11 protein-coding genes are annotated in these 16,571 nt (G+C 70.1%); 7 read left to right on the top strand and 4 right to left on the bottom strand.

Annotated features, from left to right (window positions below; all coding sequences use genetic code 11):
- Positions 1–7 precede the first annotated feature (7 nt).
- The 4 genes from TSH58p_RS12815 to TSH58p_RS12800 form a co-directional block, all read right to left on the bottom strand.
- A complete protein-coding gene (locus TSH58p_RS12815) occupies positions 8–1,240 on the bottom strand; it encodes a molybdopterin-binding protein (RefSeq protein WP_109070680.1) in 1,233 nt (410 codons plus the stop codon).
- A 31-nt stretch (positions 1,241–1,271) separates the two neighbouring features.
- Positions 1,272–2,192 (bottom strand): diguanylate cyclase, encoded by a 921-nt coding sequence (locus TSH58p_RS12810; protein WP_109070679.1) that lies wholly within the window; start codon positions 2,190–2,192, stop codon positions 1,272–1,274.
- 80 nt (positions 2,193–2,272) lie between these two features.
- Positions 2,273–6,163, bottom strand: coding sequence for a response regulator (locus TSH58p_RS12805; protein ID WP_247874096.1), 3,891 nt, complete (start codon positions 6,161–6,163; stop codon positions 2,273–2,275).
- A gap of 56 nt (positions 6,164–6,219) precedes the next feature.
- Positions 6,220–8,805: an ATP-binding protein gene (locus TSH58p_RS12800; RefSeq protein WP_158282619.1), complete on the bottom strand. Its 2,586-nt coding sequence runs from the start codon at positions 8,803–8,805 to the stop codon at positions 6,220–6,222.
- Between the two features lie 573 nt (positions 8,806–9,378).
- On the opposite strand from TSH58p_RS12800, the gene TSH58p_RS12795 reads away from it, so the two are divergent.
- The 7 genes from TSH58p_RS12795 (at position 9,379) to TSH58p_RS12765 (ending at position 16,565) form a co-directional block, all read left to right on the top strand.
- Positions 9,379–10,500 (top strand): glycosyltransferase family 2 protein, encoded by a 1,122-nt coding sequence (locus TSH58p_RS12795; protein WP_109070676.1) that lies wholly within the window; start codon positions 9,379–9,381, stop codon positions 10,498–10,500.
- Entirely contained in the window at positions 10,497–10,922 is a 426-nt protein-coding gene (locus TSH58p_RS12790) for a GtrA family protein (protein ID WP_146205893.1), read from the top strand. Before TSH58p_RS12795 ends, TSH58p_RS12790 begins: the two co-directional genes overlap by 4 nt.
- A 187-nt stretch (positions 10,923–11,109) precedes the next feature.
- Complete coding sequence (locus TSH58p_RS12785) at positions 11,110–11,589, top strand: Hsp20 family protein (RefSeq protein ID WP_014239222.1); 480 nt, start codon at positions 11,110–11,112, stop codon at positions 11,587–11,589.
- A 107-nt stretch (positions 11,590–11,696) separates the two neighbouring features.
- Positions 11,697–11,930: a DUF1150 family protein gene (locus TSH58p_RS12780; protein WP_094301653.1), complete on the top strand. Its 234-nt coding sequence runs from the start codon at positions 11,697–11,699 to the stop codon at positions 11,928–11,930.
- Between the two features lie 291 nt (positions 11,931–12,221).
- A complete protein-coding gene (locus TSH58p_RS12775) occupies positions 12,222–13,319 on the top strand; it encodes a hypothetical protein (RefSeq protein WP_109070675.1) in 1,098 nt (365 codons plus the stop codon).
- A gap of 29 nt (positions 13,320–13,348) precedes the next feature.
- The gene (locus tag TSH58p_RS12770) at positions 13,349–14,182 is read left to right on the top strand and encodes a LytTR family DNA-binding domain-containing protein (protein WP_109070780.1); all 834 of its coding nucleotides are present in this window, start codon (positions 13,349–13,351) and stop codon (positions 14,180–14,182) included.
- 472 nt (positions 14,183–14,654) lie between these two features.
- Positions 14,655–16,565, top strand: coding sequence for an acyltransferase family protein (locus TSH58p_RS12765; RefSeq protein WP_109070674.1), 1,911 nt, complete (start codon positions 14,655–14,657; stop codon positions 16,563–16,565).
- The last annotated feature ends 6 nt before the right edge of the window (positions 16,566–16,571 follow it).

The raw sequence follows: 16,571 nt of genomic DNA, 5'->3' as shown, positions 1-16,571 counted from the left end.
ATGCCGTTCAGAGAGTTGTACCGTCAAAACAGCGCAGGGTCACGGTCGCCCCGGCGGGAACGCCCTCGCTTTCCGCCGGGATCAGCACGAAGCCGTCGGCCAGCACCGCCCCCGCCAGACCCGGCCGGTGCGGGGAGGCCACCGGCTCGACCATCCCGTCGGCCGTCCGGCGCACGCGGTACAGTTCGGTGCAGCCGATCTCCGACACCAGCTTGCGCACCATCACGGCGGGGACGGCCGGATGCGGCAGCGCGGGGTCGCGCCTGGCCAGACGGCGCACCGCCCGCCCGGCCAGCAGTTCGTAGGCCGTCAGGCAGGCCATCGGTTCGCCGGGAAGCAGCAGGGCGGGCACGCCGCCGGCCAGCCCCAGAGCCGCCGAATCGCCGGGGCGCAGGGCCACGCCGTGCAGCGTGAGCTGCCCCGCGTCGGCCAGCGCCAGCGGGGCCACGTCGTCGTCCCCCACCCCGGTGCGCCCGGCGGAAATCAGCAGGTCGGCGCCGGGAGCCGCATAGGCGGCGGCCAGCGCGGCGCGGTCCGCGGGCAGCGGCCCCATCAGCTCCACCACGCCGCCATCCCGCGCCACCAGCGCGGTCAGCATGGCGCCCAGCGTTTCGGGGCCGGACCGCGGCCCCCCGGCCAGCACGATCCGCACCCGCGGGCGGGCACCGACGCTCACCGTGCCGACCCCCAGCGCGGCGAGCAGCCCGAGATCCTGCGGGCGCAAGCGGTGCCCGGCCGTCATCACCACCGTCCCGGCGCGCAGGCCCTCGCCCCGCCGCTCCATTCCCTCGCCCGGAGCGGCGCTGCCCAGCGCCTCGACGAAGGGGCCATCGGCCTGCATGGCCTCCACGGGCAGCACGGCGTCGGTCCCCGGCGGCATCGGCTCGCCCGCCGCGACCGTCACGGCGCCGGGCAGCGGAACCGGGTTGTAGGAGCCGGCGCCCAGCGTGTCGCTGGAGGCGACCGCCACCCCGTCGCGGGCGGCCCGGTCGGCGGGCGGCCAATCCCCCGGCGCGCTCACCGGTGCGGCGAGAACCACGCCCTCCGCCAGCGTGGCGGCGAGATCGGCCGGAGCCGCGGCGCGTGGCGGCAAGGGGAGAATGGTCGCGTCGATCCAGCCTTCCATGACCGGCAGGGAAGCCCGGCTGGAGAAGCCGCGCCCGCGCACGTCGGGCGGAGTCGCTGCAAAAGGACGCCGGTCCGCGGTTGCGCGGTCGTCTCCGGCTCTGGCCGAACTCATGGCTGCACCCGTGATGCCTCAGGTCGGCCCCTTATACCGCAACCTCCACACCGCCGCTGCACACACGGTTGCGGCCGGCGCGCTTGGCCTCATAGAGCAGGCCGTCGGCAAGCTGGGTCAGCCGGTCCGGCGTGTCGTCCGGCATCGGCCGCGCGGTGGCGACGCCCAGGCTGATGGTGATGTGGTCGGCGACGTGGGAGACCGCGTGCGGCAGGCGCCGCTCGGCCACCGTCTGGCGCAGGCGTTCGGCGACCTCGACCGCCCCGTCCTCGTCGGTTTCGGGAAGCAGGCAGACGAACTCCTCGCCGCCGTAACGGGCGATCAGATCGCCCGGCCTCATGATCTGCCCGCCCAGGATCTGCGCCACCGCGCGCAGGCACTCGTCGCCCGCCTGATGGCCGTAATGGTCGTTGTAGGGCTTGAACTGGTCGACATCGAGCATGATCAGCGACAGCGGAAGCTGCGCCCGTCCGCAGCGCCGCCATTCGCGCATCAGCACCTCGTCGAATCGGCGGCGGTTGGCGATGCCGGTCAGGCCGTCGTTGAAGGACAGGGTGCGCAGCAGATCGGTCTGCCGCTTCAGCAGCAGATGGTTGCGCACGCGGGCCTTGACGATGGGCGGGCTGATCGGCTTGGAGATGAAGTCGATGGCGCCGACCTCCAGCCCATAGGTCTCATCCTCCACCTCGCTCTTGGCCGAGATGAAGATGACCGGGATGTCGCGGGTGATCGGGTCGGCCTTGATCCGCGAGCAGACCTCGTAGCCGTCCATGCCCGGCATCATGATGTCCAGCAGAACGAGATCGGGCAGCCGGGCCTGCACCAGCTCCAGCGCCTTCGCCCCGTCGGTGGCGAAATAGATGTCGTGCTCGTCCTTCAGGATGCGGCTCAGCACATGCACGTTCGACGGGATGTCATCGACCACCAGGATTTTGGGACGTGCATCGGTCATGGTCGGTTCCTGGAGGGTGGTTCCCGGGCGGCGGGTCCCGGAGAGCGGGTCCCAGACGGCGGTTGCGGGTGCGGCGCGGGTCAGTCGGCCGGAAGGGACAAGCCGAGATCCAGCATGATCCTGCGCAATATTCCTTGAGCCTTTGTAAAGTCCAAGCCGTCGACGGCGGATGAGAGCGACTTCATGGCCACCGGGTCGATCCAGTCGGCCAGCGACGGAGCCAGGGCGGCGAACTCCTCGGCCGCGGCGAAGTTGCTGTCACGCAGCAGCCGCGCGAAACGCTCCAGCATGGAGTCCAGCGTCTGGATGTCCACCGCCGGCTCCCCAGCGCCACCGCCAGCGCCGCATTTGGGTGCGCCGCCGGGTGCGCGTCCCGGCGCAACGGCCAGCCGGGCGGCGGAGTCCAGCACCGCCTCCAGCTCCGCACGGAGAACCGGCAGCTGCGCCGCCGCCGCCCCTCCGTCCCCACGGAAGGCGGCGACCTGCACGGCGTCCGCGGCAGCCGACAGCCTGCGGGCGCCGATGTTGCCCGCCAGACTCTTCAACTCGTGCCCCAGCGCCTTGGCCCGCGGCAAGTCCCCGGACGCCAGGGCGACGGCGATTCCGTCCGCCACCCCGTCGTAGGTCCGGGCGAAGTCGGCGACGAACTTGCGGAACAGCCCGACGTCGCCGTCGAGCCGGTGCAGCGCGTCCTGCACGTCGATGCCCGGCAGCTCGATGGGAAGGGACGCGCGGGCCGCGAAGGGCACGGCCTTGGGCAGCAGCGGCGCGCCCGCAGCCAAATTGCCCGCAGCCAGACTGCCCACCGCCGGCTGGCCGAGCCAGCGCGTCACCACCGAGAACAGCTGATCCACGTCGATCGGCTTGGCGATGTGGTCGTCCATGCCGCCGTCCAGACAGCGCTGGCGGTCGGACGGCAGGGCGCTGGCGGTCATGGCGATGATCGGCAGCCCCTGCCCGGCGGGCCGGGCGCGCAGCCGGCGGGTCGCCTCGAAACCGTCCATTTCCGGCATCTGCACGTCCATCAGGACGAGGTCGAAGGGCGGGTCCGCCTCCTCGACGCAAGCGATGGCCTCGTAGCCGTTGCCGGCCAGGGTCACGCGGGCGCCGGCGCGCTCCAGGATCTCACGGGCCACCTCCTGGCTGATGCCGTTGTCCTCCACCAGCAGCAGGCGCTGCCCGAACAGCGGGCGCCGCTGCGGCGGCCGGAGAAGCCCGGCGGGGACCGGCGCGCAGGCGTGCAGCGGGGCGGTGCCCGGCGCCTCGCCGTCGGCGCCGCGCCCAAAGGCGTCGATCACCGCGTCGAGCAGGGAGGAGGCGGTGACCGGCTTCACCAGAGCGCCGCTCAGCCCCAGATCCTGCGCGTCCGCATCCCCCGACTGGGCGCCCATCCGCTCGCGTCCGAAGGCGGAGACCACGATGATGACCGGCGCCTTGACCAGCCCGTCGTCGCGGATGCGGCGGGAGGTTTCCAGCCCGTCCATCCCCGGCATCTTCCAGTCCATCAGCACGACGTCGTAGGGCTGCCCCGCGGCGGTCGCGCGCTCCAGCTCGGCGATCGCCTCGGCCCCCGACGCGCAGAGCGAGGTCCGCCAGCCGAAGGAGGTGACCAGCTCGCCCAGCACCTCGCGCGCGGTGAGGTTGTCGTCCACCACCAGCACCGACAGGCCGCGCGGCACGGCGCGGAACCGCGACGGACGCTCCCCCGCCCGCCCGGCGCTCCCCAGGGCGGCGAGCCCGCGGGCGGCGTTCCCGAAAACGGCGGTGAAATGGAAGTCGCTGCCGCGGCCCGGCTCGCTCGTCACGTCCATCACGCCGCCCATCAGCGCGACCAGCCGCGTGCAGATGGCCAGCCCCAGGCCGGTGCCGCCGTAACGCCGGGTGGTGGAGCTGTCGGCCTGGCTGAAGGCCTGGAACAGCCGCTCCTTCTGCTCGGCGTCGATGCCGATGCCGGTGTCGCGGATTGAGAAGGCCAGGACCGTCCGCTCCTCCGTCACCTCGACGGCGCGGACGGACACCACCACCTCCCCCGCGTCGGTGAACTTGATGGCGTTGCCGGCGAGGTTGATGAGCACCTGCTGGAGGCGCAGCGGATCGCCGACGAGGTCGAGCGGAACCTCCGGCCCGACCGAGAACAGGACCTCGATGTCCTTGTCCTGCGCCGCCGCGCCGACGATCACCGCGAGGTTCTGCAGCAGGTCGTCCAGGCGGAACTCCACCCGCTCCAGCTCCAGCTTGCCGGCCTCGACCTTGGAGAAGTCCAGGATGTCGTTGAGGATGCCGAGCAGCGACTGCGCCGACACGCGGATCTTCTGGGCGTAGTCGCGCTGGCGCGTCGACAGGTCGGTCTGCTGGAGCAGATGGACCAGACCCAGGATGGCGTTCATCGGCGTGCGGATCTCGTGGCTCATGTTGGCCAGGAATTCGCTCTTGGCGCGGCTGGCCGCCTCGGCCACGGATTTGGCCTGGTGCAGGGCCTCCTCGGCCCGCTTGCGCTCGGCGATCTCGTGGAAGACGACGACGGCGCCCTCGACCCGCCCGTCCTCGAGCATCGGCGACGCCGCGAACTCCACCGGAAAGCTCGTGCCGTCCTTGCGCCAGTAGATGTCCTCCGAGCCGCCCCGCGCCTCGCCGGTGCGCAGCACCTCGAAGACCGGGCAGTCGATGGTCGGCGCCGGCGTGCCGTCGGCGCGGGTGTGGTGCAGCAGCACATGCAGGCTGCGGCCCAGCATCTCCTCGTTGCTGTAGCCGGTCAGCGCGCAGGCGGCGGGGTTGGCGAAGGTGATGCGCTCGTCCCGGTCGACGCCGCAGATGCCCTCCGACGCGGATTGCAGGATCAGGTTCAGCCGCCGGTTGGCCCCGGCGAAGGCGCGGTTGGCCTGTTCCAGGCTGCGGGCGGTGGCGTCCAGGTCGGCGTTCGTCTCGGCCAGCCGGCGGCGCCCCACCTCCTCGCGCGACAGGCTGCGCGCCGCCGCCATCGCCAGCGCGGCGCAGGCGGCCACCGCCAGCAGGACCAGCAGGCCGCCATGGATCGTGCGCTCGCGCCAGGGGGTCAGCGCCTCGTCCTGCGACATGCCGACCTGCACGATCAGCGGCAGATCCTGGACCCGCAGGTTGGCGACGATCCGTTCCGACCCGTCCACCGGGGACCGGCTGAAGATCGTGCCGCCGGTGGTCCGCGGCGCCTCGTCCATCGGCGGAGCGACCGGCGGCAGGTTCGGTGGGGCCGCAGTGGGGGCCGCAGCGGGGGCTGCAGCGGGTGCCGCAGACGGCGTCGCGTCGCTTTCCTGGCCGGACAGGCTGAACAGCAGGGTACCGTCCTCGCGGTAGACGGCGACCGCCCCCCCGCGGCCGATGTTCAGCCCCTCGAAGAAGAACCGGAAATAATCAAGGTCCACGGCGATGTTGGCGGTGCCCTGGAACGTCTCCACCGTGCCGATCCTTCGGCTGATGGTGAAGGTCGGCTTGCCCGACAGGCGGCCCCGGATCATCCCGCCGATGTGGAACGCCTCGCCGTTCCGGTGGGCCTGGAAGAAGGCGCGGTCGGTGTTGTTCATCGGCGGGGCCGGGAACTGGCGCGTGGTCAGCAGCCCGTTTCCGGCGGCGTCGTGAATCCAGATGGCGCTGATCTCCGGTATGGCGTCGGCCATGGCGCGCAGCTCCTGCCACAGCGGCAGGTCGCGCGCGACCGATTCCATCTCCCGCACGCGGAGCCGGTCGTCCACGCGCTGCAGCACGAGATCGCTGGTGGCGACGGTGCGGCGCACATGCTCGTGCAGCAGGCGGGCGGCGCTCAGCGTCCGGTCGCGGGCATGGCTCACCGCCTCGTCGCGGTCGGCCCAGGTGGCCGCCCCCCACAGGCCGACTCCGAACAGGGCGATCACCCCGACGATGGTCGTCAACAGGGTCCGCAACCGCGTGCGGGGGGCCGCGGCGGACCCCTCCGTCGTCAGGAAAACGTCGTCGATCACCGGTGCCCGCCCAGTCCGGCGCACGCCGGAAGAGAGAAAATTGCCGCGCATGGTAATTATGGCGTCCGGACGATGTCCTTCGCAAGAGACTTGAAAAGGCCTTCCGCCCGGTTGGCCGACAGGACGTCGCGCAGGGCCCTCTCCCCCTCCGCCGCCGCCTCCAGGACGCTGCGGACCAGTCCCGCCGCCTCGTCCCGGCGACCCGCCCGGGACGCGGCGCAGAGCGCGCGGCAGGTGGACGCCAGACGGACCAGCCCCAGACTCGCCGCCGGCGCGATCAATTGCTGCGCCTGCGCCGCCACGTCGCCGGACTCGGCCCCCGACGCGCCGCCGGCGACCAGGAGGCTCATCCGCTCGGGGAGGTCATCGAGAAAGGCGACGGCGAGACGGACGCAGGCGCCCTCCCCCAGGTCGTCGGACAACCGGCGCAGCATCGCCAGGTCCAGCGGCTGACGGAGCGGAATCGGCGCCGCCATGGTCCTCGGCGGAACGGCCGGCTCGCCCTCGACGGCGCCTTCCACCGCGCGATCGATGGCGTCCAGCAGAAGGCTGCGGTCCACCGGCTTGGCGATGTGGCCGTTCATGCCGGCGGCGTGGCAGCGCTGGACCTCGTCGGGCAAGGCGCTGGCGCTCATCGCCAGGATCGGGATGGCCCCCACCGGCGGCGGCAGGGCGCGAATCGCCCGCGTGGCGGCGTGACCGTCCATTTCCGGCATGTGCACGTCCATCAACACGAGATCGTAGACGCCGCGCTGCACCGCCTCCACCGCCTGCCGCCCGTCGGTGACCGTGTCGACCCGGTGGCCGCCCCCCAGCAGCATGGCCACGGTCAGTTCCCGGTTCATCGCCAGATCCTCGGCCAGAAGGATGCGCGACGGACGGCGCGGGGCCGGGGGGGCCGCCGCGCAAGGGACGCAGCCCCGGATGGGCGGGGCCGATTCCGGCAGCACCAGCGACAGCCAGAAGGTGGAGCCGACGCCCGCCTGGCTCTGCACCCCGACCGTTCCGCCCATCATTTCCACCAGCCGCCGGCTGATGGCGAGGCCCAGGCCCGTGCCCCCGCGCGACCGGTCGATCTGGCTGAAGCGCTGGAACAGCTGGCCCTGCCGGTCGAGCGGAATGCCGATCCCGGTGTCGGTGACGCTGATCGTCAGGTGGGGGCCGGTGGGCGTATCGGCGATCTTCACGATGGTCAGGCCGACGCCGCCATGCTCGGTGAACTTCACCGCGTTGGCCAGCAGGTTCAGGACCACCTGCCGCAGCCGGTCGGGATCGCCGTTCAGCCAGTCCGGAACGTCCGGCGCGACGGCGGCGTGCAGCGTCAAGCCCTTCGCCTCGGCCTCCAGGCGCAGCACCGCCGCGCAGTTGGCGATCAGGTCGCGGATGGCGAAGGGGGTGTCGTTCAACACCAGCCGTCCCGCCTCGATGCGGGAGAAGTCCAGCACATCCTCGATCACCGTCAGCAGCGACCGTCCGGCGTCGCGCACCAGGCGGGCGTGGTGGTTCTGCCGCGGCGTCAGATCCTCGTCCAGCAGCAGGCGGGAGAAGCCCAGGATGCCGTTCAGCGGGGTGCGCATCTCGTGGCTCATGGTCGCCAGGAACTCGGCCTTGGAGCGGCTGGCCGCCTCGGCCTCCAGGCGGGCCTGGATCAGCGCCTGCTCGTTGCGCTTGGCCTCGGTCACGTCGGTGACGATGCCGTCCCACACGATGTCGCCGTTGTCGCGCTGCGCGGCGCGGCTGGTGGCGCTGATCCAGCGGATCTCGCCGTCGGACCGGACGATCCGGTATTCGAGGTTCCAGGGCTCCAGCGTCTCGGCCGAGGCATGGATCGAGGCGAAGAGGCGCGGGCGGTCTTCGGGATGGAGGATGCGGTTCAGCGCCTCCAGCGTCACCCGCTCGGTCGGCGGCAGGCCCATCACCTGGAAGAATCCGGGGCTGCAATAGGGAAAGCGCAACCGGCCGTCCACCCCGAGCACCCGCTGATACACGCCGCCCGGCAGGTTCGCCACCGTCGCGGTGAAGCGGCGCTGGCTTTCGGTGAGGGCGATCTGGAGATCGAGACGCTCCTGCTCCTTGCGCAGGAAGGTGCCCAGCGCCAGCGTGCCGAAGAAGTTGCCGAGGCTCAGCGGCACCAGCGCGGTGTCCATCAGCCGGCGCGCCAGATCGGGGGGCAGCAGCAGGAAGCTGAAGGGCGCCATGACCGTCACCAGCAGGGCCAACGCGGTCAGATGCCGATTGCTGAAGCGCCCGCTCCGCCGCGCCGCCGCGCCCACCAGCATGCCGATCAGCCCCGCCCCGAACAGCGACGTGACCCCCGCCACCGCGCCCGGACCGCCCATCCAGAGGCGGAAGGCACCGGACAGAAGCGCCGCCACCGCCCCGGCCAGCGGACCGCCGAACGGCCCGGCCAGCCCGACCATCACGTTGCGCGCGTCGATGAACAGGCCCGGCGCCACCCGCACCGGATCGGCCATGCCCAGGGCCGCCACCCCGCCGAACATCAGCCCCAGCAGGGCGTTGGCCAGCGGCGCCGGCCAGCCGGCGGCGCGGCCGCGGATCTGCAGGAAGACGACCGCCACGACGGCGAACAGCCCAATGTTCTGCGCCAGTCCGAGCAGCAGTTCACTGGAAACCATGTTCATCGCAACCTCCCAGCGGTCCCGTTTTGCATTTTGCCTGTGCCGTGCGATGCGGATTCGCATCGTGCGACGCATTCCCGGCTTACGGGAGGATGCCGCTCTGTTCCGGTCCGCCCGCTCGCCCCGTTCACGCAAAGGACGTGCCGCTCCGGAGGTGGTCACCCGTCATAGGCAACCCGGCGGAGGCAATCCGCCCGGCATCCCCGTCCGGGGTGGCGGAGCGGCGGCGGCCCGGGACGGAAAAGGCCCGGCATTGCGCATCGCACCACGCCCTTCGGGTCACCCCGTCCGCGCCGGCAATCGTCGCAAATGCCATAGGCCTGTGACGATCCGGGGATTTCCGCCGGCCAGGCCGGCTTGGCGGGCGCATGACCGGGTTAGTACCGAATTCCGGCGGCGCAAAAGGGCCTGCGATCCCGTTGGCGAAGCGGGATGCCGGCGGTACCGCGCCGGTGTCGCCCGAAGACTGCCCTCTCGCCCGAAGGGGTTCTCCGTTGGGTTTCACGCCGTGAAAGCCGTCGGTGGGACGGCCATCGGGCCGGGGGGCGGACGGGAGGCGGTGAGGGGAGAAGGTTTATGCAGCACGCCGTTGCCGGGGCTCCGCGGTTGTCCGTGGTGGTTCCCTGCTACAACGAGGCCGAGGGGATCGGCGAATTGCACCGCCGGGTGTCCGCGGCCTGCCGCGCCGAGGTCGGGGAGAGCTATGAGCTGATCCTGGTGGACGACGGGTCGCGCGACGGCACCTGGAGCCGCGTCGCCGATCTGGTGCGCGACGATCCGGCGGTGACGGGGGTGCGGCTGTCGCGCAACCACGGCCACCAGCTGGCCCTGACGGCCGGTCTCCATGTCTGCCGGGGCGAGCGCATCCTGATCATCGACGCCGACCTGCAGGACCCGCCGGAACTGCTCTCCACCATGATGGCCCGCATGGACGCCGGTGCCGACGTGGTCTACGGCACCCGCATGGCCCGCGACGGCGAGACCTGGTTCAAGAAGGGCACGGCGGCGCTGTTCTACCGCCTGCTCGACCGGCTGGTCGACATCGAGATCCCCAAGGACACCGGCGACTTCCGCCTGATGAGCCGGCGCGCCCTGGAGGTGCTGAACGCCATGCCGGAGCAGCACCGCTTCATCCGCGGCATGGTGAGCTGGATCGGGCTGAAGCAGGAGCCGCTGCCCTACGACCGGCAGGCCCGCGCCGTCGGCGAGACCAAGTACCCGCTGGGCAAGATGATCCGCTTCGCGGTGGACGCCATCACCAGCTTTTCCATCAAGCCGCTGCGCGCCGCCTCCTACATCGGCTTCTTCTTCGCGCTGTGCGCGGTGCTGGCGCTGGGCTACGCGCTGGTGAGCTGGTCGCAGCACGCGACGGTCCCCGGCTGGACCAGCGTGATGGTCGTCTCGCTGGTGCTGGGCAGCACCCAGCTCCTGATCCTGGGTGTCCTGGGCGAGTATCTGGGGCGGCTCTACATGGAGACGAAGCAGCGGCCGCTGTTCGTGGTGGACCGCATCGCCCGCCATCCCGACGCCATCGCCGCCCACCAAGCCGCCGTCCAGGCCGCTGTCCAGGCCGCGGCCCAGGCCGCCGCCGACGGACAGCCGGCGCCGGTCCCCGTCGAGGTGCATCTGGGAACCGGCATCGCCGCCGCCGCCGGCGCCTTCTCCCGCATCGAGGCCAAAAGCGGGGCGAACAGTTGAGCCGCGGCGAAGGCCGGGGGCGGGCCGTTCCCTGGACGGCCATCCGCTTCGCCGTGGTCGGCCTGCTGAACACCGGGGTGGATTTCGCGCTGTTCCTGGCGCTGGTGTCGCTGGCCGGCACCCCCGTTCTGGCCGCCAACGCCGTCGGCTACGGCGCCGGGGTGCTGTGCAGCTTCCTGCTGAACCGCAGCTGGACCTTCCGCCTGCGCCGCGAGGCGGCCCCCATGGCCCGCCGCCTGCCGCTGTTCCTGGCCTTCAACCTCGTCGGGCTGGGGCTGTCGACGCTGGTGGTCGGGCTGCTCGTCCCCACCGTTCCCCCGCTGGCCGCCAAGATCGCGGCGACCGCCGTCACCTTCGCCTGGAACTACTGGTCGAGCCGGCGCTTCGTCTTCACCGCGCCGGCCGCCAATCCCCTCGTCTGAGTCCCCGGCGCTGGCCCCCGCCCGAGGGGCGGGGGCGCTTTGCCGCAACGGCGAACCTTGACCGCCGGGCGGCCTACCCCAATCTATGACGGAGCGGCGCCGATCCTCCCCTTTCGGGCCGCCAGCCAGCCGGGCGCCGGAAACGGGCCCAATGTGCAACTCGCTCGCCTCTCGAGGAGGATGCGCCGTGACGACACGTCTTTCGCTCTTCAACAGTCCGCTGCTCCTGGGCTTCGACCAGTTCGAGCGCACGCTGGACCGCATCGCCAAGAATTCCGCGGAAGGCTATCCGCCCTACAACATCGAACAGATCGGGGACGAGGGCCTGCGCATCACGCTGGCCGTGGCCGGCTTCACCTCCGAGGACCTGTCGGTCCAGATCGAGGACAACCAGCTCGTCATCCGCGGCCGCCAGACCGATGACCGCTCGCGCATCTACCTGCACCGCGGCATCGCCGCCCGCCAGTTCCAGCGCAGCTTCGTGCTGGCGGAGGGGATCGAGGTGGTCGGCGCCTCGCTCGACAACGGCCTGCTCAACATCGACCTGAAGCGGCCCCTGCCGGAACCGAAGGTCCGCACCATCAAGATCGAACAGCCCGCCCAGGCCGCCAGCGGCACCGCCGGACCGCAGACCATCGACGTCGCCCCCGACCGCGGCGACGCCTGACCGGCCTGACGGCCAACCATCGCGATTGTCCGCCATCGCGATTGTCCGCCATCGTGATCGCCCGCCGCCTCGCACCTCTTCGACCGATTCGTCCAAAGGACTGCGTCATGAACAGCTTCGACATCGACAAGGCCGCGGCCTACCTGCGCCAACTGTCGCCCCAGGACTTCGCCACCTTCGGGCTGGACCATGTGGCCTATGTGCGGCCGGTGACCGTCGACGACGCCCCGGCCTTCTCCGTCCACGCCGCCGACGGCACGCCGCTGACGGTGCTGGCCGAACGCGACGTGGCCTTCGCCACCGTCCGCCAGAACGACATGGAGCCGCTGAGCGTCCATTGACGCCTGGGGCGTCTTTGAGGTCCATTGACGCCTGGGGTGTCTTTGAGGTCCATTGACGCCTGGGGCGTCTTGTTGGTGACGCCCGGTGGTTTCTCCGAAACCTCCCCGGAGGTTGCGAAAGGGCCGGTCCGCCGCGGACCGGCCCTTTTCGTTTCTGTACGACCGGTGCTATGACATTGCTCCGGGACGCCCCCTTCAACCCTTGCCTGCCCCCCTCAACCCGCTATCCTTGTGGGGGACCGCGACAGTGGCCAAGCGGGCGGATGGGCGCCGGCTTGCGGGGAGATGGCATTGAGCGACGGGGCAGACACCAGCGAGGCTGTGGCCGAGGTTGCGGGCGACAAATCCGCCCGCTCCCAGGGCGGAGGCCGGCGCAAGCAGTGGGAGGACGAGGCCCGCGACGCGCTGCACATCATGCCGCTGTCGGCCATCCCGCTGGAGACGCCGGGACTCCAGCACGCCCGGCTGATCAAGAACGTGCGGTTGCAGACCGTCGTCGAGATGTTCCACGACGTCCAGACCGGCAGCGGGCAGGTCTCGCCGCGCCACCTCACCGCCTATTTCGAATCCTACAAGGAGGAGGTGGAGCGCGACATTGTCAAGATCGAGAAGATCGCCGCCGCCTCCAGCTTCGACGTCTACACCTCCCGCATCGAGCTGCGGCGGATGAACATCGACGTCAACAGCGTCGAGTCGCTGACCCTGTCCGACCGCAAGAAGGAGGAGCTGACCAACTACATGCGCGTCTTCACGCGCCCGCTGGTCGAGTATGTCTACGGGTCCGAGGACATGCAGGTCCAGGACGTGAAGGACATCATCGGCATGTTCTCCAACCCCAACCGGGACGAGGCGCTGCGCAACCTGCGCATGATGGCCGACCGGCTGGACATCGAGCTTGGAGAGATCCCGCAGTTCCTCGAGGAGTACGGCGACATCTTCCTGTCGCTGGCCTATTTCAAGAAATGCCTGGACGACATCGTCCCGGAGATCCAGCGCTTCCTCTCCTGGATGGCCGAGATCCGCAGCTCCACCGAGGTCAAGCGCGACGCCCGGCAGATGCGCATGCTGGACGAGATCAGCCGCGACCTGACCGACATCTCCACCTCGATCACCGGGCGCTTCGAGAGCTTCGACAACCGGTCCAAGGACTTCTGGCGCGACATCAACGCCGAGACCTTCCATTCCATCCGCGAGCTGATCGCGTCCCACCACGTCACCATCGGCGGCGTGCTGTGCGGTCTGGCGGTGAAGATGGACCTGTGGAAGGCGCGCTTCGCCCGCGGCGGCGGCGGCCCGAACCGGCGCATGGAATTCGTGAAGTCGGAAATCCTGCCCGGCCTGTCCCACATCAAGTCGCTGGAACAGTCCGCCCGCTCCGCCAGCGCGTGACCCTGCGTGACGCCATGGACACACCCGCCATGGACACACTTGACATGGGGCAGCCCCGCACGCCCTACCGCCGCCGGCTGCTGGGCCGGCGGTTGCCGGTGCTGCTCGCCGCGGCGCTGGTGCTGGCCCTGCTGGGTCCCTTCGGCACCTTCGCGGATCTGACGCTGGCTCAGCGGCTGGCCTATTGGGTCGGCCTGATCGGGCTGGGCGGCTTCGCCTTCGAGCTTCTGACCCTGGCCGCCACCCGCCGGCTGAGGGAGAGACCGGAGGCGTGGCGCGCCATGCTGGCCGGGGTGACGCTGGCGGTGGCGGCGCCGATGACGCTGGCCGTGGCGCTGCTGGAGAAGTCGCTGCGCGGCAAGGACATGCTGCACCCGCTGGGTCTGGCGGAGCTATTCGTCTACGTCGCCCTCGTCACCGTTCTGGTCTCCGCCATTCCGGTCTGGCTGGAGTTGCGCGACCGCGGGCTTCTCGCCGCACCGGTGCCGGCGCCGGCCCCGCCCCTCCCGGACGACGCGGCGGCAACCCCGCCGGAGCCCGCCTTCCTCGCCCGCCTGCCCGCGCGCCTCGGCCGGGACCTGCTGGCGCTGGAGATGGAGGACCATTACGTCCGCGCCCACACCACGGAGGGCAGCGACCTGATCCTGATGCGGCTGCGGGACGCCATCGCCGAACTGGCCGGGCTGGACGGGATGCAGGTCCACCGTTCCCACTGGGTCGCCGCCGCGGCCGTCGCCGGGGTGGAGCGCAAGCCCGACGGCAAGCTGGTGCTGGTCCTGCGCAACGGCCTGCGCGTGCCGGTCAGCCGCAGCTACGCGCCGGCGGTTCGCGAGGCGGGCTGGGCGGAGAAGACGGGGCCGTGACCAACTCCCCGGCGGAGCACACGGATTCACTGTGAAAGCCCGGTCGGACCCCAGACACCCCACGCAATAACGGGTGCCTCCTCTACCCCATCGGCCGCCGATTACCTTTGCATCCTTGTTACATCATTCAAAATGCCGACACCCTAAGGACATTCATTCAAGAATTTTCTTCAACACCGCGCTCCGATGCCATACCATCGAATTCAAGGGCATTTTCCTATCAACCACACCAAAAACATTGATGCAATCCAAGCGATAACAACGCAAACCTTACGCCCATAATTCAGCGTCTTTATCCATAGTCTTCATCGACATCACTGGATCGACATCATTGGATTGTCGGGGAGCGGAACCGCTGCGCTCCCCCGCCTGACCGGACAACCCTGCGCCCATCGTCGCTCGCCTCCCGCCGTAGAACCGGGTTCGGGACCGCTAACCCGCGCCTTCGTTTCACCCAAACCTTGCGGGTCCCATGACGTACCGCCCCGACATCGATGGCCTGCGCGCGGTATCGATCCTTTCGGTTCTGCTGTTCCACGCGAAGTTTTCCCTGTTCAGCGGCGGATACATCGGCGTCGATGTGTTCTTCGTGATTTCGGGTTATCTCATCGGCTCGATCGTCCTGAACGATGCGCGGCGCGGCAGCTTCTCCCTCGCCACCTTCTATGTCCGCCGCATCCGCCGAATCCTTCCCGCCCTGTTCGCGGCGCTGGCGGTCACCACGGTGCTCGCCCTGTTTCTGCTGTCGCCCCAGGAGTTGAAGAGCTTTTCCCAGAACCTCGCGGCGACCACGCTGTTCTCGTCCAACATCGTCTATTATCTGAAGTCCGGTTACTTCGAGAACGCGGCGGAGATGAACCCGCTTCTCCACACTTGGTCGCTGGGGGTGGAGCAGCAGTTCTACATCGTCTTTCCCCTCGCCCTGCTGGTCCTGCTCCCGTACGGGCGCCCGGTGTGGATCGCCGTTCTGCTGACCGCGGCGGCGGCGTCCTTCGCCTTGGGCGTGTTCCTGGTGCGGGATCATCCGGTGGCCGCCTTCTACCTGCTGCCGCCCCGGCTGTGGGAGCTGGTGCTGGGCGCCCTTCTCGCCTTCGGCGCCGTTCCGGACATCCCCAGCCGCGCGGTGCGGGAACTGGCTGCCGCGCTCGGTGCCGCGCTGATCCTCGTCAGCGTGTTCGCCTTGACGGAGGCGACGGCCTTTCCGGGTTACGCCGCGCTGCTGCCCTGCCTGGGCGCGGCGCTGGTCATCCATGCGGGGCGGAGCGGCCCGACGGCGGTCGGGACGGTGCTGACGCTGCGTCCCATGGTCTTCATCGGCCTGATCTCCTACTCGATGTACATCTGGCATTGGCCGCTGATGGTCTTCGCGCGCTTCCACAAGGGGCGGGACCTGTCCACCAAGGAGACGCTGGTCCTTCTCGCGGCCATCGCCGCGGTGTCCGTGCTGTCCTGGCGGCTGATCGAGGTTCCCTTCCGCAAGCCCAGGGCGGAGGCGGGAACGGCGTCGGACCGCCAGCCGTCCAAGGTCTTCGCCCGGACCGGCTGGGCCATGGCGGGGCTGGCGGGGGTCGGGCTGATCGGCCATCTGACCAACGGACTGCCGCAGCGCTTCACCGACTACGCGCCGCAGGACATCTCAGGACGGGAACTCTACAAGGAACACACCTGCTTCCTCGAAACCGACCAGCCGCCCGAGGCGTGGCCGGGCCTGGAGAGTTGCCGGATCGGCCCCCTGAAGGCGAAGGCGCCCACCGCCCTGCTCTGGGGCGATTCCTTCGCGGCCCATTATGTGCCGGGGCTCCAGACCGTCGCCGACACCCTGCCCTTCAACATCGTCCAGTACACGGCGTCCGGCTGCCCGCCCATCAAGGATCTGTCCGTCAACGCCCGCCCGAACTGCCAGGAGTTCAACAGCCGGGTCGAGGAGATCATCGACCGCAACGGCATCCGCATCGTCATCATGGCGGCGCGGTGGGAATGGTACATGGACACCAACGCCCTCGACCTCCGCCGCCTGCATGAAACCGTGGAGACCCTGCTGAACCGGGGCATCCGCATCGTCGTGCTGGGGCAAAGCCCGGTCTTCCGCTTTCGCAACCCCTACGACCACACCTATTTCATGAAGTCGGAGCGGGCCTATTCGATCACCGGCCAAGCCGCCGACCAGCCGGTCATCACGGCGACGCAGGGCGCGCGGTTCGTCGACACCTCCGACTATTTCTGCGACCCCGACCCGTGCAAGGCCCTTCCGCTCTGCCGGATCCGGGACGACCAGGGCTTCTACTTCCTGGACCAGGGCCATTTCTCGGCCCATGGCAGCACCCTGATCGTCCAGAGCATCCAGGAGATCCTGAGCGCCCCCGACCCGGCCTACGGAGAGTGAGGCCCG

Origin of the sequence: Azospirillum sp. TSH58, assembly GCF_003119115.1 — a bacterium.
Lineage (GTDB): Bacteria > Pseudomonadota > Alphaproteobacteria > Azospirillales > Azospirillaceae > Azospirillum.
Note: the sequence above shows the minus strand (reverse complement) of the source record. Positions and strands in the feature narration are given on the sequence as shown.

Excerpts from the sequence above, each read along its gene's own strand:
- TSH58p_RS12815 (WP_109070680.1), bottom strand. The coding sequence starts at position 1,240 with ATGAGTTCGGCCAGAGCCGGAGACGACCGCGCAACCGCGGACCGGCGT.
- TSH58p_RS12810 (WP_109070679.1), bottom strand. The coding sequence starts at position 2,192 with ATGACCGATGCACGTCCCAAAATCCTGGTGGTCGATGACATCCCGTCG.
- TSH58p_RS12800 (WP_158282619.1), bottom strand. The coding sequence starts at position 8,805 with ATGAACATGGTTTCCAGTGAACTGCTGCTCGGACTGGCGCAGAACATT.
- TSH58p_RS12795 (WP_109070676.1), top strand. The coding sequence starts at position 9,379 with ATGCAGCACGCCGTTGCCGGGGCTCCGCGGTTGTCCGTGGTGGTTCCC.
- TSH58p_RS12780 (WP_094301653.1), top strand. The coding sequence starts at position 11,697 with ATGAACAGCTTCGACATCGACAAGGCCGCGGCCTACCTGCGCCAACTG.
- TSH58p_RS12770 (WP_109070780.1), top strand. The coding sequence starts at position 13,349 with ATGGACACACTTGACATGGGGCAGCCCCGCACGCCCTACCGCCGCCGG.
- TSH58p_RS12765 (WP_109070674.1), top strand. The coding sequence starts at position 14,655 with ATGACGTACCGCCCCGACATCGATGGCCTGCGCGCGGTATCGATCCTT.